At 26.6% G+C, this 20,430-nt stretch carries 21 protein-coding genes; 17 read left to right on the top strand and 4 right to left on the bottom strand.

Annotated features, from left to right (window positions below):
- Nucleotides 1-27 precede the first annotated feature (27 nt).
- The 8 genes from ACZ5CK_RS02215 (at nucleotide 28) to trhA (ending at nucleotide 6,353) form a co-directional block, all read left to right on the top strand.
- Nucleotides 28-468, top strand: a complete 441-nt coding sequence (locus ACZ5CK_RS02215; RefSeq protein WP_464582282.1) for an ATP synthase subunit C — start codon at nucleotides 28-30, stop codon at nucleotides 466-468.
- Nucleotides 469-471: 3 nt separating this feature from the next.
- Entirely contained in the window at nucleotides 472-786 is a 315-nt protein-coding gene (locus tag ACZ5CK_RS02210; RefSeq protein WP_464582281.1) for a V-type ATP synthase subunit F, read from the top strand.
- Nucleotides 779-1,363 (top strand): V-type ATP synthase subunit E, encoded by a 585-nt coding sequence (locus ACZ5CK_RS02205; RefSeq protein WP_464582280.1) that lies wholly within the window; start codon nucleotides 779-781, stop codon nucleotides 1,361-1,363. Before ACZ5CK_RS02210 ends, ACZ5CK_RS02205 begins: the two co-directional genes overlap by 8 nt.
- Complete coding sequence (locus tag ACZ5CK_RS02200; protein WP_464582279.1) at nucleotides 1,353-3,101, top strand: V-type ATP synthase subunit A; 1,749 nt, start codon at nucleotides 1,353-1,355, stop codon at nucleotides 3,099-3,101. Before ACZ5CK_RS02205 ends, ACZ5CK_RS02200 begins: the two co-directional genes overlap by 11 nt.
- A 21-nt stretch (nucleotides 3,102-3,122) precedes the next feature.
- Nucleotides 3,123-4,493: a V-type ATP synthase subunit B gene (locus tag ACZ5CK_RS02195; RefSeq protein ID WP_464582278.1), complete on the top strand. Its 1,371-nt coding sequence runs from the start codon at nucleotides 3,123-3,125 to the stop codon at nucleotides 4,491-4,493.
- A 30-nt stretch (nucleotides 4,494-4,523) separates the two neighbouring features.
- Nucleotides 4,524-5,132: a V-type ATP synthase subunit D gene (locus ACZ5CK_RS02190; protein ID WP_464582277.1), complete on the top strand. Its 609-nt coding sequence runs from the start codon at nucleotides 4,524-4,526 to the stop codon at nucleotides 5,130-5,132.
- A 179-nt stretch (nucleotides 5,133-5,311) separates the two neighbouring features.
- Nucleotides 5,312-5,686 carry a methylglyoxal synthase gene (locus ACZ5CK_RS02185; protein WP_464582276.1) on the top strand — a complete coding sequence of 125 codons (375 nt, stop codon included), beginning with the start codon at nucleotides 5,312-5,314 and terminating at the stop codon, nucleotides 5,684-5,686.
- 13 nt (nucleotides 5,687-5,699) lie between these two features.
- A complete protein-coding gene (trhA, locus tag ACZ5CK_RS02180; RefSeq protein WP_464582938.1) occupies nucleotides 5,700-6,353 on the top strand; it encodes a PAQR family membrane homeostasis protein TrhA in 654 nt (217 codons plus the stop codon).
- 28 nt (nucleotides 6,354-6,381) lie between these two features.
- Here trhA and ACZ5CK_RS02175 read toward each other — a convergent pair whose 3' ends face one another.
- Entirely contained in the window at nucleotides 6,382-7,926 is a 1,545-nt protein-coding gene (locus ACZ5CK_RS02175) for an ATP-binding protein (RefSeq protein WP_464582275.1), read from the bottom strand.
- An 81-nt stretch (nucleotides 7,927-8,007) separates the two neighbouring features.
- Between ACZ5CK_RS02175 and ACZ5CK_RS02170 the strand changes: the two genes are divergently transcribed.
- The 3 genes from ACZ5CK_RS02170 to ACZ5CK_RS02160 all read left to right on the top strand — a co-directional run bounded on the left by ACZ5CK_RS02170 (nucleotide 8,008) and on the right by ACZ5CK_RS02160 (nucleotide 11,801).
- Entirely contained in the window at nucleotides 8,008-8,907 is a 900-nt protein-coding gene (locus ACZ5CK_RS02170) for a phospholipase D-like domain-containing protein (RefSeq protein WP_464582274.1), read from the top strand.
- Between the two features lie 63 nt (nucleotides 8,908-8,970).
- Nucleotides 8,971-9,996, top strand: a complete 1,026-nt coding sequence (locus tag ACZ5CK_RS02165) for a type 1 periplasmic-binding domain-containing protein (RefSeq protein ID WP_464582273.1) — start codon at nucleotides 8,971-8,973, stop codon at nucleotides 9,994-9,996.
- Nucleotides 9,996-11,801, top strand: coding sequence for a diguanylate cyclase (locus ACZ5CK_RS02160; RefSeq protein ID WP_464582272.1), 1,806 nt, complete (start codon nucleotides 9,996-9,998; stop codon nucleotides 11,799-11,801). Before ACZ5CK_RS02165 ends, ACZ5CK_RS02160 begins: the two co-directional genes overlap by 1 nt.
- A 14-nt stretch (nucleotides 11,802-11,815) precedes the next feature.
- On the opposite strand, the gene ACZ5CK_RS02155 is transcribed toward ACZ5CK_RS02160, so the two are convergent.
- From ACZ5CK_RS02155 to ACZ5CK_RS02145, 3 genes are read right to left on the bottom strand one after another with little or no spacing between them, the layout of a single operon-like run.
- The gene (locus ACZ5CK_RS02155) at nucleotides 11,816-12,901 is read right to left on the bottom strand and encodes a tungsten cofactor oxidoreductase radical SAM maturase (protein WP_464582271.1); all 1,086 of its coding nucleotides are present in this window, start codon (nucleotides 12,899-12,901) and stop codon (nucleotides 11,816-11,818) included.
- 7 nt (nucleotides 12,902-12,908) lie between these two features.
- The gene (locus tag ACZ5CK_RS02150) at nucleotides 12,909-14,138 is read right to left on the bottom strand and encodes a molybdopterin molybdotransferase MoeA (protein ID WP_464582269.1); all 1,230 of its coding nucleotides are present in this window, start codon (nucleotides 14,136-14,138) and stop codon (nucleotides 12,909-12,911) included.
- Nucleotides 14,135-16,051 (bottom strand): molybdopterin biosynthesis protein, encoded by a 1,917-nt coding sequence (locus ACZ5CK_RS02145; protein ID WP_464582268.1) that lies wholly within the window; start codon nucleotides 16,049-16,051, stop codon nucleotides 14,135-14,137. Before ACZ5CK_RS02145 ends, ACZ5CK_RS02150 begins: the two co-directional genes overlap by 4 nt.
- A 138-nt stretch (nucleotides 16,052-16,189) precedes the next feature.
- Between ACZ5CK_RS02145 and ACZ5CK_RS02140 the strand changes: the two genes are divergently transcribed.
- Genes ACZ5CK_RS02140 through moaA form a run of 6 tightly spaced genes read left to right on the top strand, consistent with a single transcriptional unit; the run spans nucleotide 16,190 to nucleotide 20,429 of the window.
- Entirely contained in the window at nucleotides 16,190-16,693 is a 504-nt protein-coding gene (locus ACZ5CK_RS02140; RefSeq protein WP_464582267.1) for an MOSC domain-containing protein, read from the top strand.
- Nucleotides 16,690-17,154 (top strand): MOSC domain-containing protein, encoded by a 465-nt coding sequence (locus ACZ5CK_RS02135; protein ID WP_464582266.1) that lies wholly within the window; start codon nucleotides 16,690-16,692, stop codon nucleotides 17,152-17,154. Before ACZ5CK_RS02140 ends, ACZ5CK_RS02135 begins: the two co-directional genes overlap by 4 nt.
- Entirely contained in the window at nucleotides 17,151-18,068 is a 918-nt protein-coding gene (locus tag ACZ5CK_RS02130; protein ID WP_464582265.1) for an extracellular solute-binding protein, read from the top strand. The genes ACZ5CK_RS02135 and ACZ5CK_RS02130 overlap by 4 nt, the downstream gene beginning before the upstream one ends.
- Before the next feature lies 1 nt (nucleotide 18,069).
- Nucleotides 18,070-18,735, top strand: coding sequence for an ATP-binding cassette domain-containing protein (locus tag ACZ5CK_RS02125; RefSeq protein WP_464582264.1), 666 nt, complete (start codon nucleotides 18,070-18,072; stop codon nucleotides 18,733-18,735).
- Complete coding sequence (locus ACZ5CK_RS02120; protein ID WP_464582263.1) at nucleotides 18,707-19,483, top strand: ABC transporter permease subunit; 777 nt, start codon at nucleotides 18,707-18,709, stop codon at nucleotides 19,481-19,483. The genes ACZ5CK_RS02125 and ACZ5CK_RS02120 overlap by 29 nt, the downstream gene beginning before the upstream one ends.
- 4 nt (nucleotides 19,484-19,487) lie before the next feature.
- Entirely contained in the window at nucleotides 19,488-20,429 is a 942-nt protein-coding gene (moaA, locus tag ACZ5CK_RS02115) for a GTP 3',8-cyclase MoaA (protein WP_464582261.1), read from the top strand.
- The last annotated feature ends 1 nt before the right edge of the window (nucleotide 20,430 follow it).

Raw genomic sequence — 20,430 nt, 5'->3', positions numbered from 1 at the left:
TACAAAATTTTTATGGAGGTGTTAGTTATGGCATACGTTATTTCTCTTTTCATTTTAGCATTTTTAACTGTAGTATTTGGTTTTTACTTTTCAAAAAATCCAGAGAAATCAAGGAAATTTGCAAAAAAAGTATTTGCAGGAAATATAGCTATTTTTGTAGCAATTATGGTATTCGCATTAATAAGTTTAAGTCCTTCAACAGCTTATGCTGCTTCTGAAACAACTAATCAAACAACTACAGTAGACACTACTGATAATACCGGATTAGGTTTAATTGGTGCTGCATTAGCAACTGGTTTAGCTGCTGTTGGTGCTGGTGTTGGTGTTGGGATGGTTGGCGCTGCTTCTGTTGGTGCTATTAGTGAAAAACCTGAGTTATTAGGTAAAACTTTAATCTATGTTGGTTTAGCAGAAGGTATTGCAATTTATGGTTTAATTGTTACTATAATGATCCTTGGGAGGATATAACAAATGAAATTCTTTCTTATCAGCGACAATATTGATACTGCCACTGGACTCAGATTAAGCGGTGTTAATGGAGTCGTTGTACATGAAAGAAATGAAATATTGGAAGCTTTTAATAATTCTTTAAATAATAAAGAATACGGAGTTATTCTTATAACAGAATTAGCTGCTGAGAAAATAACTGAAGAATTAAAAACACATAAACTTTCTGGAAAACTTCCTCTTATATTTGTTATACCAGATAGACATGGTTGGCGTGGAGACAAAGATTTCATTACCAAATACGTTGAGGAAGCTATTGGGGTGAGAGTAAATGAATGAGATAGAAAATAAACTTAATAAAATGCTTAAATTATTAGATGATGATTTTAAAGTAGAATACGAATCATTAAAAAGAAAGTATGATGAAGAATATAATAAAATTTTAGAATCTTTTGAAAAAGAAACAAAACAAATAAGCGAAAAAAAACTAAAAGAGGCTAAAGATAAAGCAAATCATATTATTAAATTGGCTAAATCAAAAGCAGAAATTCACGTAAAACAAGAAAAATTGAAACTAAAAAATCAATTGTTGATGAAAATTTTATCTAATTTAGAAGAAAAATTGATAAATCTTGAACCTAAAAAGAAAAAATATTTTTATGAAAAACTATATAATGATGCTATTAAAATTATAAATGAAGATTTTGTAGTGTTATGTAATCCAAATGATATCGGTATTGTAAAATCATTTGTTACCGACCATAAAATAGAAACTGATGAAAATATTAAGGGTGGAATTGTTCTAAAAGGTAAAAATTTAATTATTAGAAATACCATTGAATCATATATTCAGGAAAATAAAAATAAAATTTTCGCTTTTGTTTTAGAAGAGGTAGGTGATATTGATGCAAATTAAAGAAATCAATGGTCCTGTTGTCAAAGTAAAGGGTACAAAAGGTTTATTTATGAATGAAATGGTTAAAGTTGGAAATTTTAAGTTAACAGGTGAAGTTATTGGAATAAACGGTGACATTGCCACTGTTCAAGTATACGAAGAAACTTCTATGTTAAAACCTGGAGAGTCCGTAGAAGGTACAGGTAAAATGCTTTCTGTAGCTTTAGGACCTGGCCTGCTCAGCAGTATCTATGACGGTATTCAAAGGCCTTTAGAAGAATTAATAAAAAAATCCGGATCCTTTATTGGAAGAGGAATTGATGCTTTTGGTTTAGATGACAAAAAATTATGGGAAGTTACTTTTGTTAAAAAAGTTGGAGATATTGTATCTGGCGGCGACATTATTGCAGAAGTCAAAGAAACTCAAAGTTTAATTCATAAAATAATGGTTCCTCCAAATATCAATGGAAAAATTGTTGAACTTAAAGAAAATGGAAGCTATAAAGTTACAGAAGTATTAGCAAAAATAGAAACCAAAAATGGTATTGAAGAAGTTAAAATGTATCAGGAATGGCCTGTTAAAATTCCAAGACCTGTAAAAAATAGATTAGAACCAAAAATACCATTAATAACGGGACAAAGAGTAATCGATCTTTTCTTTCCGATAAGCAAAGGTGGAACTGCCGCAATTCCTGGTGGATTTGGAACAGGAAAAACTATTACTCAACACCAATTAGCTAAATGGTCTGACGCCGATGTAATAGTTTATATTGGTTGTGGAGAACGTGGAAATGAAATGACTGAAGTTTTAGAAGAATTCCCTAATTTAAAAGATCCAAAAACTGGAGCTCCATTAATGGATAGAACAGTATTAATCGCAAATACATCAAATATGCCTGTTTCTGCAAGAGAAGCATCTATATACACAGGTATTACAATAGCTGAATATTTTAGAGATATGGGATATAACGTTGCAATAATGGCTGATTCAACATCAAGATGGGCAGAAGCATTAAGAGAATTATCAGGACGTCTTGAAGAAATGCCCGCTGAAGAAGGTTATCCTTCCTATCTTGCATCAAGAATTGGACAATTCTATGAAAGAGCTGGTCTTTCAGAAAATTTGAATGGAACAAAAGGGTCAGTTACTATAATAGGTGCAGTATCACCTCCCGGCGGTGATTTTTCAGAACCTGTAACCCAAAACACTAAAAGGTTTGTAAAATGCTTCTGGGGGTTGGATAAAAACCTTGCTTATTCGAGGCATTACCCATCTATTAACTGGCTTACCAGTTATAGTGAATATACTGAGGATTTAAAAGAATGGTTCTCTGAAAATGTAACTGATGACTGGAATCATTATAGAGATGAAGCTATGAAATTATTAACAGAAGACGATAGATTACAACAAATAATAAAAATCGTTGGTGAAGATGTTTTACCTGATGATCAAAAATTAGTTGTTTTAATATCAAAAATTATTAAAGTTGGTGTATTACAACAAAGCGCTTTTAGCGAAGTTGATTCTTATTGTTCTTTGGAAAAACAATATCATTTAATAAAAATAATAATGGATACTTATACAAAAGCAAAAAAATATGTAGAAAAATCTATAGCTTTAAGTCAAATTTTACCTTCTGAAATTATTTCAAAATTAATGACTATGAAAGAAGAAATTAAAGAAATAAATGAATTTAAAAATATTGAAAATATGCTAAATGAACACTTTGAAAAACTAGAAGGAATATATAGTAAATAATATCTCACCGGAGGTGAGCTCATGGCAATAAGGGAATATAGCGGTGTATCTCAAATTCATGGTCCGCTTATGATAATAGAAAATATTAAAGACGTTAAATATGATGAGGTTGTTGAAATAGAATCAGGTGACATTAAAAGAACTGGTAAAGTTATTATGGTTAGTGAAGACGCTGCAGTTATTCAGGTTTTTGAAGGAACTCAGGGTTTATCTTTAATTGATCCAAAAATTAAATTTTTAGGAAAACCATTAGAAATTAATCTATCACCTGATATTCTTGGTAGAACATTTGATGGATTAGGAAGACCTATCGATGGTATGGGTGAAATTATAGCAGAAAAAAGTACTGATATCAACGGTTCTGCTATCAACCCTGCAGCAAGAGAATATCCAAGAAACTTTATACAAACAGGAATTTCTGCAATAGATAGTATGTTAACATTAATCAGAGGACAAAAATTACCTATTTTTTCTGGAAATGGGTTGCCGCATAATAAGTTAGCTGTTCAAATTGCAAAACAAGCAAAATTAAAATCAAATGAAGAGTTTGCTGTTGTTTTCGGTGCAATAGGTCTTAAAAAAGATGATGCTAATTTTATAATCAAAAATTTTGAAGAAAGCGGCGCAATCAAAAACATGGTTGTATTCTTGAATTTAGCCAGTAACCCTGTTGTAGAAAGAATTGCAACACCAAGAATGGCTTTAACAGTTGCAGAATACCTTGCATTTGAATTAGGAAAACATGTGCTCGTTATTTTAAATGATATGACAAATTATTGTGAAGCATTAAGGGAATTATCAAACTATAGAGGCGAAATCCCTGGAAGAAAAGGATTCCCGGGTTATCTATATTCTGATCTTGCTTCTATTTATGAAAGGGCTGGAATGATAAGAGGGAAAGAAGGGTCAGTTACACAAATACCAATCTTAACAATGCCAAATGATGATATAACACATCCTATACCTGATCTAACAGGATTTATTACAGAAGGGCAAATTGTATTATCTCGTGAATTACACAGAAAAAATATTTATCCACCAATTAATGTTTTACCTTCTCTTTCAAGGCTAATGAAAGATGGTATAGGTAAAGGTTATACAAGAGATGATCATCCAGATGTATCCTCTCAATTATTTGCATCATATTCAAGAGTTTTCGAAATAAGATCCTTGGCTGCAATTATTGGTGAAGATGATCTATCTGAAACGGATAAATTATACTTGAAATTTGGAAAAGAATTTGAAGAAAAGTTTATTAATCAGGGGTTTGATGAAGAAAGACCTCTTGAAGAAACACTTAATTTAGCCTGGAAAATTCTTTCGATACTTCCAAAAACAGAATTAACCAGAGTAAAAAAAGACTATATAGAAAAGTATTACAATGGAGATTAACCTTTCTACCAATAGATTGAAGGTGAAAATATGATTTTTAATCAAACCATTCCTACAAAAGGTAATTTAATAAATTTAAAACAACAGTTTAACCTCGCTAAACAGGGACATGATTTGTTGGAAAAGAAAAGAAATATCATAATGAAAGAATTAGTTGATTTAATAGATCAAGCAAAGGAAATTCAGGAAAGAATTTTAAAAATTTTTGAAAAAGCTTATGAATCTTTGCAATTAGCTAATTTAGACTTAGGTATAGAAAATGTAGAAGAATATGCAAATGGTGTACCTGAATATAATAATCTAAAGATCAGGTTTAGAAGCATTATGGGAGTTGAAGTCCCAGAAATATATAGGGAAAAGCAGCAAATAGATATACCTTATGAAATATACAGAACAGATGCTGCCCTTGATCAGGCATATATCTCTTTTAAAACTGTTTTAGAATTAATAACAGAAGCATCTATGATAGAAAATAAAGTTTATAAACTCGCATATGAAGTTAAAAAAACTAAAAAAAGAGTATCCGCTCTTGAAAATGTTGTAATTCCGAATTTAAAAGAATCAATAAAATTTATTCAAGATACCTTAGAAGAATTTGAAAGAGAAGAATTCTTTAAATTAAAAATGCTAAAAAAATAAATTACCCCTTGACAAAAACTATTTTTTATGGTATAATATCAATCGATAGTTGTTTTTAGCGGCCTGAACTTTTCAGGTCGTTTTTTTATTTTTATTAAGTTTTACTTAAAACTACTTATATTTTTATTCATTAAATTATGTTATAATAACATGAGACAAAAGATATCGGAGGGAAAAATATGATAAACGTTGCATTAATTGCACATGATAAGAAAAAGTTAGATTTAGTAATGTTCGTTAAAGAATGGAAGCATGTTTTTGAAAAATGCAATTTATATGCTACAAACTCAACAGGTACTTTAATTGAGGAAAAAGTTGGTTTAAAAGTTACTAAATTTGCATCTGGCCCATATGGTGGCGACTTACAAATTGGAGCATTAATAGCTTCTGGCAATATGGATTTTGTAATATTTTTAAGAGATCCTTTAACTGCCCAACCTCATGAACCAGATGTTTCTGCATTAATGAGAGTTTGTGATGTTCATAATATTCCTTTAGCTACTAATTTAGCTACTGCGGAAGGTTTAGTTTTAGAAATAGAAAAAAAATTGTGAGAAGGTGATTAATATAAAAGATTTAGATAATTATGAAAAATATACTTTAGGTGAAGAAATTGCTAATTCTATTACTCATGGAATCGGAGCTTTAATGAGTTTAGCAGCTTTAATAATTTTAGTTGTGTTTTCAGCATTAAAAGGGACTCCTTTACAAACTTTTAGCGTGACTGTATATGGTATTAGTTTATTTTTATTATATTTAGCTTCAACATTATATCATAGTATTCAACACAAAAAAGCAAAACAAATTTTGGAAATTATAGACCATTCTTCTATTTATTTATTAATTGCAGGAACATATACACCTTTTACTCTTGTAACTTTAAATGGAAAAATCGGCTGGAGTATTTTTATTACTGTATGGATACTTGCTTTTATTGGCATAGCATTAAAACCCTTCTTTGTTAAAAGATTTAGAATATTATCAACCATTTTATACATTGCAATGGGCTGGATGATTGTATTTGCAATTAAACCTTTAGTGGCCACATTACCTTTTGGTGGAATTACATGGTTGGTTACAGGTGGATTATTATATACTATTGGAGCGATATTTTATGTCTGGAGAAAATTACCATATGGTCATATGATATGGCATTTATTTGTTTTAGGTGGTAGTATTTCACATTTTATAGCAGTATTTTTCTACGTACTTAACCAATAATAAACAAGCCACAGTTTTTAAACTGTGGCTATATTTTTTCTACTATATACTCTTCAATATTTATTTTTTCTGAATTTATATTTATTCCTATTATATATATTTCTTTTTCATTATTTTTACTCGTATATTTTTCATAATATTTCCTTTCTTTTATTTGTTCTATTGCTTCTTTTGCGCTTTTATCTAATTTTATTTCAAATATATATATTTTATTATTATGTTCTAATACTAAGTCACTTCTTCCAAGATTTGTTAGTTCTTCTGCTGTTACGTTTAATCCTGCTGATGCTAATATTGTATATATTAATGAATGATAATAACTTTCTCTTTTTTGATGTAAGTTATACGGTATTGCACTTATTATCCTTTTTATTTCTTCTATTATTTCTTCTATTTTATTTGCTTCTATTTTTTCATATATTTTATTTTCTATTTCTTCTATTTCTTCTAATCCATAATTCGCTTCTAATATTAATTCCGAAAAGCTATTTTTTACTTCTATGTTTGGATAGTCTAATATGTATTTTTTTCTTAGTCCATATCTTTTTATTCCTTTAAATGTTAAGTATCCTGCTTGTGCAAAGAATATATTTGCATTTGCATCTTCTATTTCTCTTGTTGAGAAATCCATTGCACTTACTGGATATTTTGTTAATTCTTCATAGGTTACTTTTTTTCCTTTTATATATTCGTATATAAATGATGGGGATCCACTTTCAAACCAGTAATTTTGAAATTCTTTTTTTTGGAAGAATTTTAATATTGAAAATGGATTATATACAAAGTGTTCTCCATCAAATGAGAATCCATTATAATATTTTTTCATTTCTTGCAATAGTTCTTTTCCTGTTATTTTTAATTTTTCTGCTGTTTCTTTTATATATTCTTTAAAGTAATTTTCTAGTTCTTTTTGGGTAAAACCCAAAAAATTTGAATAATTTTTATCAAAAGAAATCTTCATTAAATTATTTAAGCCCGAATACACACTTTTTAGTGTGTATTCTGTTATCCCTGTGATAAAGACGAATTTTATATATTCATCTCTGGATTTGATTGTTACATAGAAATCTCTTAGTATTTCTCTGTATTTTTCTGCTTTTTCTTTATTATTTATATTATCTAATATTGGTTTTTCATATTCATCTACCAATATTACTACTTTTCCTTTTTTGGAAAGTTTTATTATCAATTCATCAAATGCAAATTTATAATCTTCTTCTGTTATTTCTACATTATTCCTTTGACCTTCTTGTTGTATTAATTTTGTCAAACTCTTTTTAAATCTTTCTTCAGTATCTGTTGCTGCTAATAAAATGTTTAATCTTATTATTGGATATTCTTTAAATTCCAATTTGTCATATATGTAAGTATCTTTAAATAATTCTTTTTCTCCTTTGAATATGTAATATAATGTCGATATGGTTAAACTCTTTCCAAATCTTCTTGGGCGAGATAAAAAATAATATTTCCCATTATCTATTAAATCAAATATATATTTTGTTTTATCTACATATATATAATTTCCTTCTATTATTTCCTTATAATCCTGTATCCCAATCGGTAATTTTTTCATCAGTTCCACCTCCGATTTAATTATACCATATATTTTTATTTGGTATAATTGTATATATAACTTTATTATTAGGAGGATAAAATGAAAAAATTAGTATTTATAATTTATATTTTAATATTTTCAATTTCTTTTTCTTATAAAATTTTCTTAACTCCATCATATGAATTATATAATTTCATAAAAGATAAAAGTTTAATATCCAATAATATAAAATTTGTTTCTTTAAGTATAGATAAACCTTTTATAGATATACTTGATAATAATAAAACAACTGGATTTATTGAGTATGATATGATGAATTTTGAAAGTAGTAATATATTACCTGATAAAAATTATGATGGATATTTACACGAAAAATTTATTATTTTTGACAATAAAAGTGTTTTATTTGGAACAGGTAATTTTACATCAGGTAGTATTTTTGAGGATTTAAATGTTTTTATATATTCAGAAGATATGAATATAGTTAATTTATTTTTAAAAGAGTTTCAAAACTTTAAAAATGGGAATTTTGGTAATAAAAAAAGAATTATAGATAAAGAGGTAAAATCTCATGATTTAAGAAAAATCAAATTTGTTACTGGACCATCAGAAAATATATATAATGAAATTGACAATTTTATCAATTCATCTAAAAAATTTTTATACATTTTTTCCTTCTCTTTCACTGATGGAAGAATATTGTATGATTTAGAAAAATTATCCTCAAGAAATATTGAAATAAAGATAATAGCAGATAAATGGAATATTACGAATTATTCTAATCTTAAATATTTAAAAGGTATAGATTATAAGATAATAAATAAATATAGAAATATGCATTTAAAAGTTTTAATCAATGAAAATGGTATATTGCTAGGAAGTTATAATTTAACTTACAGAGCACGAGAAAAAAATGATGAATATTTAATAACTATATACAACAATCAAATAAAAGATTTTTTTGTAAACATAACAAAAAAATTTTTTATTACAAAATAAATAATAAAATTTTATTTTTATAGTATAATAGAGTATTATTATTCTTATGTTTGGGGGATTTTTATGAGGAAAATTTATATGTTCTCTTTAATTTTGATAATTATATTATTTTCGATATTTTTGTTTTTCAAAAGTCAAACATTAAAAATTGGAATAATTGCTAATTTTTCCGGCGATGAAACTTTTACAATGCAGGACATAATCAATACAACAAGTTTATTTTTGAAAAAAAATAGTTTTACAAATATTAAATTTTATTATGAAGATGCAAAAGGCAACCCTAAAAATTCATTAAAAGCATATAATAAACTAAAAAATAAAGGTATAAGAATAATAATATTTGCTACAGATTCAACATCCTTTAAACAAATATATCCTTTATTAAAAAAAGACAAAATCTTAGGAATTGGCGTATCTATCACTTCAGATTTATATACTGCATCAGATGATTATTTTATTAGAACAAATATTACTAATGAGAATGAACAAAAACAAATTGCAGATTTTTTAAATTCAAAAACTTCAAATATTCTTGTTATAAAAGGTTTCGAAAATCCTATATATGTAAATAATTCTTTTGAAAATTTTAGAAGATTTTATCATGGAAATATTAACTTAATCCCCTTAAGTGATGATCTAAATTCAATTGAAAAAATAAAACTTTATTATAATAACGAAAAATATGCTTATATTATGGTAAATTCATTGAATAAAACAGCATTAATAATAAATTTCTTAAAAAAAATAAATAAAGATATTAATATTATGGTATTTCCATGGATATATGATGAACATTTAATAAATCTAATAGATTCCAAAAGCAATATGATCTTCCCTGCTTATTTTTCTGATGATTCAAATTTTAAAAAAGAGTTTTTTTCTGAATATAGTAAAAATCCAAATATATATGCATATACAATTAATGATGCCCTTAAAGTTATTTATATTGCTTATAAAAAAGTTGGATATAATTCCAAAAAAATCAAAAACTATATATTAAATAATGAATTTAATTTAGGCTTTAAAACAATAAAATTCAATAAAAATGGAGAAATTAATAAAAAACTATCATTCAAGGTGATAAAGTAATGAAAAAATTATTAATTATATTGATAATGGGTTTTATTTCAATATCATATTTTGGCATCACTTTAAAAATTGGGGTATATGAAAACCCTCCTTTATCTTATGCAGAAGGAGGAAAAATAAAAGGTATATTACCTGATGTTTTTAATTACATTGCTAAAAAAGAAAATATAGAAATTAAATATATGTATTTACCTTTTTACGAAACACTTGATTCATTGGAAAATGACTTATTAGATATTGTTTTAGGGGTTGGCTACACAAAAGAAAGAGGTGATATTTTTTATTATAATAAAATTCCATTTTATACTAATTATGGAAAAATTTATTCACAAAAGAATGAAAAAATTAATACTTTTTTTGATTTAAAAAATAAAAAAGTCGGTGTATTAAAAAAAGATATTTTTTACATAGGTGATAAAGGAATTAAAAAAATTAATGATGATTTTGATCTTAATATTAAGTTTATAGAATATAATGATTATAAAGAAATATTTGATGCTCTTTCAAAAAAAGAAATTGAAAGTGGTGTCGTTAGCAGATTTGCTGGAATGGCATTATATAGAAAATATAATGTTTTAGAAACGCCTATTTCTTTCTACTTAATAAATGTTTATCTCGTATACCATAATCAAAATTTAAAAAACTTAATATCAAAAATAGATAATGATTTAAAAACATTAAAAGATGATCCAAAATCAATATACTACCAAACAATTAATAAATATATTCATAGAGAAAAAATACCTTCTTGGGTAATTTTATTACTTATAATATCTATAATTGCTTTTGTTTTATTTATTTTTATTATATGGTTTATGGAGAGATTGATTAAAAAAAGAACAGCTGAATTGAGAACTCAAATTGAATTATCAAAAAAACAAAAAAAAGAAATTGAAAATCTATTTAATTCATTAAATGAATATACTAAGAAACTAAGCAAAACAAAAGAAAAATTAGCGAATTCTGAAAAATTATTAAAATCAATAATAGAAAACAGCAAAGATGGAATTATATACGTTGACAAAGGATTAAATGTCATATTAGCAAATTCTATTTTTAAACATTGGACCAAAAGAGATTTTTGCAAAGATTTAAAAGAAGGAGATAATCTAAAAGACATATTCAAAGGAGAAGATAGATTTTTTGAAGAATTTAAACTTTCTTTAAATAAAGGAAAAAATTTTATTGTTGAAAAACCTATAAAAAGATTAGATGGATCTACATATTGGGTAAGTAATAATTATTATCCTATTTTCAATGACAAAGCTGAAATTATTGGAGCCGCTTTAATCAGTAGAGATATTACTGAATTAAAAGAAAACGAAAAAAAATTGAGGAATTTCGCATACTATGATTCTTTAACAAAAGCTTTTAATAGAAGAGCAGGATTCCATTTTATGGAAGAATTAGTATTACTATCTAAAAGAGAAAATACTCCTATTACTATTGGATTTATTGATGTTGATAATTTAAAAACAATAAATGACAAATACGGACATGCTGCAGGCGATAAAGCTCTTCAAATCATTTCAAATGTTATAAAAAATAATACAAGAAAATCCGATATTGTAGCAAGATATGGTGGTGATGAATTTTTTATTGCTCTTTATAACTGCAATTTAAAAGATGCAAAACGTATTGAAGAAAATATTACAAATGATCTTATAGAAATTAGTAAAAAAGAAAAGATTAATTATAGTGTAAGCTTTGGTTTTATTGAATATGATCATAAAGAAACAGTGGATTCCATTATTTCAAAAGCCGATGAAATAATGTATCAAAACAAAAGAAAAAAGAAGCAATAAGCTTCTTTTTTCTTTTAAGGGCACATTATTATATTTCTCCACCAGAGACAATCTGCACAAGATGGTTCATTCCCCCAACAATCTTGTGCAGTAGTTTCAATAAACTGACATCCATCTTTTAAATCACAATCTGTACAAGAAGGAAATAGAGAATTCTTAACTTTATATCTAAACCAAGAATAATCTTTTGAAGTCCATATTTCAGACAATGAGAATTTATTTATATTTCCAAATGAATGGGATTTTATTTCTTTCTTTTGACCATAAACATATTCAATTCCATCGTGTAAAAATCTATAACATGGAACAACTTCTCCATCCCATTTAATAACTGTTGCATTTTTTTCAATAAAATTACAATGTCTCTCCGTTTTTAATTTAAAATTCGGTATTACAGCACTAACTTTTGCTGTTACAGCATTTGATATTAATTTTCTTAATTCAACATCTTTTTCTTTACTATCTTCACTATATAATTCGAGTCCAAGAAAATGTTCATATACTGGTAAAAGGTTGGAGATAACAACTTTTCTTATACCATATGGCAATAATGATTTCACTATATTTCCAAAATCCTCATAATTCTTCTTTGTTAAAACTGTTTCTATTGATAAAGCGGGCTTACCAGTATTCCTTTTTTCTTTTAATTTTGATATTTTCTTTAATAATTTTTCAACATATTTAAAACTGGGATGTCCCACATCACCTGTCTCTACAGAAACAACTAATTCATCAACTTTTAAATCTATCAATTGCATTATCAAAAGATCTGATAACATATAACCATTAGAAGTAATGGTTATCATATATCCTTCATTTTTCACTTTTCTAATCATATCAAGGAAATGTGGATTCATTGTGCATTCACCAATACCACCAAAAATTATATGTTCAACTTCTGGAAATTCTTTTAAATCTTTTATAACCTTATCAAAAGTTTCTTTTGACATAAAACCTTCTGGATCAGTAAATGTATTTTTAAAACACATAGGACAATCAAGATTACATCTTGAAGATAATTCCATATACACTTTTTTTAAATCTTTTTGTGGTTTTAAAATTAATTCTCCAGCATTCATTTTAAAAATATACTCTTTCATAATATTATCATCTCCATAAATAAAATTCACACAATTCGTCTTTATACAACCCTTCTTTTCCTAAGGGTATTCTCACTATCCCATCTGCCATTCTAAATGGTGAAGCTATACCAGATTCACCTAAAATTGGATGAGCTAAAATTTCATATTTACCTTTTTCTAATTTTACAAAAATAAACCTCTCTCTACCCTGAGCAGTTGGGACATTAGTTGTAATCCTTACATAATAATCGGGTTCTGGTTTAAATAAATTATGGCCAGACAATTTCTTCAGAGTAGGAAATAAAAACAAAAATGAACTTACAATAAAAGAGGTTGGATTACCTGGTAAGCCTAATATTACCTTTTCCTTAGTTTTCCCAAAAATTACAGGTTTTCCTGGTTTAACCTGTACTCCGTTATATAATACCTCTCCAAAATGTTCTATAGTTGATAAAGAATAATCTCTTGCACCTAAAGAACTTCCTCCAGAAATAACTACTATATCACCATTTTCCAATCCCCATTTAACTCCTTCTTTAAATTCTTTTGGATCATCTTTCACTAATCTAAATCTTTTTACTTCATAACCAAAATTTTTTAACCATGCCATCAATGTATATGAATTCCCATCTCTAATTTGTGTTTTTACTCTTTGTTCTGTTGGTTCTACCACTTCATCTCCTGTTGGCACAATGCAAATTGTCGGTTTTTTATATACTTTTATAGATGTTATACCCAAACTCATTAAATTATGAATATGTCCTATATTAATACTTTCTCCTTTGTTTAAAACTATGCTATCTTTTTTTATATCCTCATCTTTGGATAAAATATTTTCTCCTGGAGCAACTGATTTATATATTTCCACTCTTTTACCAAATTCTTTAGTATTTTCAACCATAACTACAGCATTTGCACCTTTTGGCAACATACCTCCTGTCGGTATTTTTACACATTCACCAGATTTTATTTCACCACTATACTCCTCCCCCATAAACACTTCACCTACAATCTTTAAAAATGCAGGATTTCCATCACTAGAACCAAATGTATCTTCTGCATATACAGCATATCCATCAACTGTAGATTTATCAAATCCTGGTAAATTTTCTGGCGAAAATATATCTTCTGCAGATGCATATCCAAAGGAATTTTCTGTTTTTATTTCCACTATTTCTGTTCTGATATCTAATTTATCAATAAAGTTTTCATATATTTCCTGTCTTGGAACGAATACCTGAAATCTCTTTTTCATTTTACAACCTCCCATATTTTTCCACTATCATTTAAAATGTATCCACCTAATTTTTTTGCTTCTTTTTTAAATTCATTAGAAGTTATAATATTCATAATTAATTCAAATCTTTTATCATTCAAGAAACTATCCTGAATCAACAAATCATACCTTTCTAACGCTACTGGAACAAAATCAAGATCATAAATATTAGCTGCTGCCCTTATTCCTAACCCAACATCAGCCATATCTTTTTTGATCTTTAAAGCCAAATTAACATGAGAATATTCTTCATCTGAATAACCATGTATTTCTCTTGGAGATATTCCTTTTTTATTAATATTATAATCTAACAATATTCTTGTTCCAGCTGTTTTTTGTCTATTAATATATCTTATTCCATCTTTTGTCAAATCTTCAAAATCTTTAATTTTTTTGGGATTACCTTTTTGCACTATAAATCCTTGTTCTCTATATGATAAATTCATTAATTTAAAATCATCCATATATTCTTTTATATATGAAATATTATATTCTCCAGTTTCCGGATCAAGCAAATGCATACCAGCCAAATGTGAATATCCTTTCGCTATTGATAAAATCCCTCCAAGACTACCTACATTTGCAGATACAATATTGATATTCTTATCATATTTTTTTATAAAATCCGCAAGTAAATCCAATAACAAATCATGACTACCTATAATCAGGATATTATTATCAATTAATTTTTTATTTCTTTTTAAATGTATAGATACTTCTTCACCATCTTCAATTACTTCAATACCTTTTTCTATATAAACAATTCCGTCTTGTTTAGAAATAGCTGAAATATTAGCAGCACCTCTTTTTAAAGGAATGGCCACATAATTTTCTCCTACTTTTCCAACACCTACTCTTAAATATTCTTTCTCTGTAATTGAAGAATGTATTCTTTTTGCAGAAATACCTTCAATAATTTCATTATCATAATATATTTCATATTTTGTTTTATTTAAAATTAATGGTTTAACTATATCCTCCATAATGATATTACAAGATACTGGAAATCCAGGTAACCCTATAACTGGTTTTTCATTTACAATACCTAAAACAGCAGGCTTTCCAGGTTTTATGTTTATTCCATGAATAATAACTTTCCCTAATTCATTTATTGCATGATATGTAAAGTCTTTTGATCCTGCTGATGACCCAGCATTTAAAAGAATCAAATCATATTCTTTTATTTTTTCAGCAATGGTATTTTTTATTATATTTATATCATCAGGGAGAATTTCATTTATATCAACTATAGCATTAAATTGTTCTAAATAATTTTTTATCATTAAAGAATTGGTTTCTGGTATTTGAAACTCTTCTGTTAATTTTTCTGGTTTAACTATTTCATTACCTGTTGGTATTAATAATATTTTCATTTTCTTAACAACAGGAATTTCAAAAACCTTTGCCATCATTAAAAATGAAATATCAGATGAAGTTAATGTATGATATCTGGGAAATACCATTTCACCTTTACAAATATCCTCTCCCACTTTTCTTACATCTTTGTAAGGATAAACACTGCTTCTTATTTGAATATGTTCATTATCTATTATTTCTATATTTTCAATCATTATAACACTATTATATGGATTATTTATGGGATATCCTGTATTTATATATTCAAAATCTTTTCCTTTTTCTAAAACAATAGGATTAGATTCATTTGCACCATATGTTCTTTTACTTATAACCGCTATTCCATCCATCGCACTACTATTGTATGATGGTACATTTTCGTTCGCTATTATTGGCAAAGCTGTAATTCTATTAATACCTTCCCTTGTTTTTATATATTCTATTTCATCTTTTAAAAAATATTCTCTTAATTCATTAAAATATATTTCCACAGCCTCTTCTAAATCCTTTTTATTTAAATAAAATCTTCTTTTCAATACTATCCCTCCCTGTTAGGTTAGCTAATTTAAATTATACAACAAAATAACAAAAAAATGAAGGTTATTTTTAAATTAATACTCGAGAAATAATAATAACAGGTTTTGTAAAAAAAATAAAAAGTGATATAATCTTTTTTGATAAGTAGGAGTTTTTTTATCAATTTTAAATTTTCAAAAGGGGGGAGTTTCATAAAAAGTTATATCGTTTCTTTAAATATTTCAGAAAAAAGAGGAACTAGGAAAAATGAAGTATCAAGTGTTATATTAAAAGAAAATTGGGGAATCATAGGTGATGCTCATGCTGGAAATTGGCATAGACAGGTTTCTATGCTTTCAACAAAAAGTATAGAAAAAGTGGATAAAGAAAAATTAAAAACATTAAGTTATGGTGATTTTGCAGCTAATATCATTATAAAAGATGTAATAATACATACTTTGCCAATTGGCACAAAAGTAAAAATAAACGATACTGAGTTAGAAATTACTCAAATTGGTAAGGAATGTGAAGAAGATAATCTCGTTAGAAGGTTAACGGGTAAATGTATAACTCCAGAAGAAGGAATATTTTTAAAAGTTTCAAAAGGCGGAAAGATAAATATAGGCGACGAAGTTTTCTTTTTCCTGGAGGAAAAAATATGATTACTACCTATGTTGTGTCCATTAATATTTCAAGAAAAAAAGGAATTACTAAAGAACCTATTAAAGATGCAACTCTAAAGGAAAATTGGGGAATTATAGGTGATGCTCATGCTGGAAATTGGCATAGACAGGTTTCTATGCTTTCAGAAGATAGTATTGAAAAAATGAGAAAATATGGTTATGAATTAAAATATGGCGATTTTGCAGAAAACATTACTGTAAAAAATGGTGATATTTATAAACTTCCTATAGGTACAAAAGTAAAAATAGGAGATACTTTATTAGAAATAACTCAAATCGGAAAAGAATGCCATACATCATGTGCAATTTCTCAAACAATTGGAAAATGTGTAATGCCTCTGGAAGGAATATTTTTAAAAGTTTTAAAAGGTGGAAAAATAAATGTTGGAGATGAAGTAATATTTTATACCAATGATTTTGTGGAGGAATTTGAAAGATGAAAAAAATTATAACTTTCTTATTCGTTATTTTAACTATAATTTCATTTTCTAAAAAATTGATTATTTTTCATGCTGGTTCTTTAACCAATGTGCTAAAAACCATAGCTGTAGAATTCGAAAAAGTTAATCCTGTTGTTGAAGTTCAATTAATGAGTTCTGGCAGTCTTGTCGTAGCAAGAAAAATTACAGAATTGGGTCAAATTGCAGATCTAGCTTTTGTTGCAGATTATATAATAATTCCAAATTTTTTATATCCAAAATATTCGAATTTCAATGTAATTTTTTCGAATAACAGCATGGTATTAGCTTATACAGATAATTCAAAATACAGAAAAAAAATAAACAAAGATAATTGGTATAAGATTATTTTTGATAAAAATGTAATCTTTGGCTACTCAAATCCAGATTTAGATCCATGTGGCTATAGAACATTAATAACAATGCAATTAGCAGAAAAATATTATAATCTAAATGGACTATATGAGAAATTTTTAAATTCTAAGAATAGAATGATATTAAAAAAATCTATAGATTTAATTGCTTATTTAGAAGCAAATGAAATGGATTATGCTTTTTTATACAAATCTGAGGCTTTTCAACATGATCTAAATTATATAGAATTACCTGAAGAAATAAATTTATCATCTGTAAAATTTGAGGAAAATTATAAAAAGGCATTTGTAGAAGTTCCTGGTAAGAGCGGTAAAAAAACAAGAATATACGGAAAATCTATTAATTATAGCTTTACTATACCAGAAAATGCTAATAATAAAAAAGATGCTATAAACTTCATTAAATTTATGTATTCTGAAAAAGGTCAAAAAATTTTTAAAGAAAAAGGCATGAATTTGTTTGTAAATGTTGATAATCCTAAAAATCTTCCATCTGAATTAAAAAAATTATGGGGGTATTGATTTGGATTTATATATTAAAAACTTATCCATAAACATCGAAAATTTTAGTTTATATATAAATGACTTAAAAATAACCTCAGGAGAATATATATATATTATAGGCCCAACTGGAGCAGGAAAGACCTTATTATTAGAAAGTATAGCTGGTTTTATTTCTCCAGTTTCAGGAAAAATATTCTTTAATAACATAGATGTTACTCAATTACCTCCAGAAAAAAGAAATGTTGGATTTATGTATCAAAATTATCATTTATTTCCTCATCTAACAGTAAAAAAGAATATTGAATTTGGTTTAAAAATGAAAAAAATAAAAGATATATCTTTTCTAAACTATATTGTCGAAAAATTAAATATATCTCACTTGTTGAATAGAAAGATCCAAAATCTTTCTGGTGGGGAAAAGCAACGCATTGCATTAGCAAGAGCACTTGTAATAAAACCAAATATTCTTCTTCTTGATGAACCATTATCTGCTGTAGATCAAGATACAAAAAGTGATATTTTAAAATTATTACATGAATTGAATATAGAATATAATTTAACTACCATTCATGTTACCCATGATAAAAATGAAATAATAAATAATTGCAGAGTTTTCAAAATTAAAAACAGACACTTAACAGAGGAGAAAAAAAATAATGTTCAAGAAATTAATTATAACTATTAGTCTATTATTTATCATATTCATTTCTTTACCTTTTATCACCGTGTTTTTGAATGTAGACTACAAATTATTATATGAAATTTTCAAAACAGTTGAATTTCTTAATGCCGTAAAAACCACATTTTTAGCAGCATTTGTTTCAACTTTAATCGCTATAATTTTTGGTATTCCTTTTGCTTATGCAGTAACCAGATATAAATTTCCATTTAAAAGCTTATTTGAAGCAATTGTTGATATACCTCAAACAATACCACATACTGCTGCTGGTATAGCCTTATTAATGACATTAGGTCGTTCTTCATTAATAGGAAAAGGTGCTTCTTTATTGAATATATCCTTTGTTCAAACATTCTGGGGAGTAGTTGCTGCAATGGGTTTTTTAAGTTTTAGCATATTTGTAAACGCCGTAAAAGAAGGAGTTAGAAAGGTTGATATTAGATATGAGAAAGTTGCTCGTTCTTTAGGCGCTACACCTTTTAAGGCTTTTTTTTTCGTAACTCTTCCAATGATAAAGCACGATATTATAACTGGAGCATTATTAATGTGGGCCAGAGGTATTTCTGAATTTGGAGCTGTTGCCATTTTAGCTTATTATCCTATGACTTTATCTGTTCTTACATATGATAAATTTCAAGGTTATGGACTCAAACAAGCTTTAGCTATAACAGCTTTAATATTTATTATGTCTATGATTATTTTTGTTATTATTAGAATTATTCAAAATATTTGGAAATATACAGAATCGAGGTAATTTTATGATAGATAAATATAATAGAAAAATTAATTATGTAAGATTATCCATTACTGACAAATGTAATTTTAGATGTAATTATTGTATGAATGAAGACGCTGAGTTCATGAAAGAAATTGAACTACTTTCTTTAAACGAAATAGAAAAATTAGTAAAAGTGTTAAAGGATTTAGAATTTAAAAATATTAGATTAACAGGCGGAGAACCTACATTAAGGCCTGATATAATTGATATATCTAAGATAATACAAAATTATTTTGGTGAGTTTAGTATTACGACAAACGGTTCTTTAATGTACTTATTAGCTAAAGATTTAAAGAAAAATGGGTTGAAAAACGTTAATTTTAGCTTAGACTCATTAAATAGAGATACATTCGCAAAAATCACGAAAAGAGATGACCTTAATAATGTCCTTAATGGATTAGAGAAATCCTTAGAGACTGGTTTAAATGTAAAATTAAATACTGTAATTCAAAAAAGAAATTTTAATGAAGTTTTTGAATTAATTGAATTTTCAGCAAAACATAAATTACCCATAAGATTCATAGAATTAATGCCTATTGGCAATAATTATAATGAAGATGACTTTATAAGCGAAGATACCTTAAAATCAAAAATTGAAGAAAAGTATTCATTAATCCCATATAATAAAAATTTCGGTGTTGGTCCTTCAAAATATTATATTATTAAAGAATTAAATTCTTACATTGGATTCATTTCTGCTATGACACATAATTTCTGTTCTTCATGCAATAAAATAAGAATAGCTGCTAATGGAGATATATATCCATGCCTTGCATTTGATTATCATATTTCAATAAAAAATGTTATAGATAATGAAAACTTATTAAAAGAAAAAATTAAAATGGCTGTATTAGAAAAACCTCAAAAACATTATTTGAATGAATTAAAGAAAAAAACACCTATGCATAAAATGGGGGGATAAA

This window comes from Marinitoga okinawensis (genome assembly GCF_055387075.1).
The sequence above is the reverse complement of the archived record's forward strand: the minus strand, read 5'-3'. Positions and strand labels throughout refer to the sequence as shown.

Excerpts from the sequence above, each read along its gene's own strand:
- ACZ5CK_RS02205 (WP_464582280.1), top strand. The coding sequence starts at position 779 with ATGAATGAGATAGAAAATAAACTTAATAAAATGCTTAAATTATTAGAT.
- ACZ5CK_RS02175 (WP_464582275.1), bottom strand. The coding sequence starts at position 7,926 with ATGAAAAAATTACCGATTGGGATACAGGATTATAAGGAAATAATAGAA.
- ACZ5CK_RS02200 (WP_464582279.1), top strand. The coding sequence starts at position 1,353 with ATGCAAATTAAAGAAATCAATGGTCCTGTTGTCAAAGTAAAGGGTACA.
- ACZ5CK_RS02130 (WP_464582265.1), top strand. The coding sequence starts at position 17,151 with ATGAAAAAAATTATAACTTTCTTATTCGTTATTTTAACTATAATTTCA.
- ACZ5CK_RS02210 (WP_464582281.1), top strand. The coding sequence starts at position 472 with ATGAAATTCTTTCTTATCAGCGACAATATTGATACTGCCACTGGACTC.
- ACZ5CK_RS02155 (WP_464582271.1), bottom strand. The coding sequence starts at position 12,901 with ATGAAAGAGTATATTTTTAAAATGAATGCTGGAGAATTAATTTTAAAA.
- ACZ5CK_RS02135 (WP_464582266.1), top strand. The coding sequence starts at position 16,690 with ATGATTACTACCTATGTTGTGTCCATTAATATTTCAAGAAAAAAAGGA.
- ACZ5CK_RS02190 (WP_464582277.1), top strand. The coding sequence starts at position 4,524 with ATGATTTTTAATCAAACCATTCCTACAAAAGGTAATTTAATAAATTTA.
- ACZ5CK_RS02195 (WP_464582278.1), top strand. The coding sequence starts at position 3,123 with ATGGCAATAAGGGAATATAGCGGTGTATCTCAAATTCATGGTCCGCTT.
- ACZ5CK_RS02120 (WP_464582263.1), top strand. The coding sequence starts at position 18,707 with ATGTTCAAGAAATTAATTATAACTATTAGTCTATTATTTATCATATTC.
- ACZ5CK_RS02185 (WP_464582276.1), top strand. The coding sequence starts at position 5,312 with ATGATAAACGTTGCATTAATTGCACATGATAAGAAAAAGTTAGATTTA.
- ACZ5CK_RS02165 (WP_464582273.1), top strand. The coding sequence starts at position 8,971 with ATGAGGAAAATTTATATGTTCTCTTTAATTTTGATAATTATATTATTT.
- ACZ5CK_RS02215 (WP_464582282.1), top strand. The coding sequence starts at position 28 with ATGGCATACGTTATTTCTCTTTTCATTTTAGCATTTTTAACTGTAGTA.
- moaA (WP_464582261.1), top strand. The coding sequence starts at position 19,488 with ATGATAGATAAATATAATAGAAAAATTAATTATGTAAGATTATCCATT.
- ACZ5CK_RS02170 (WP_464582274.1), top strand. The coding sequence starts at position 8,008 with ATGAAAAAATTAGTATTTATAATTTATATTTTAATATTTTCAATTTCT.
- ACZ5CK_RS02150 (WP_464582269.1), bottom strand. The coding sequence starts at position 14,138 with ATGAAAAAGAGATTTCAGGTATTCGTTCCAAGACAGGAAATATATGAA.
- ACZ5CK_RS02160 (WP_464582272.1), top strand. The coding sequence starts at position 9,996 with ATGAAAAAATTATTAATTATATTGATAATGGGTTTTATTTCAATATCA.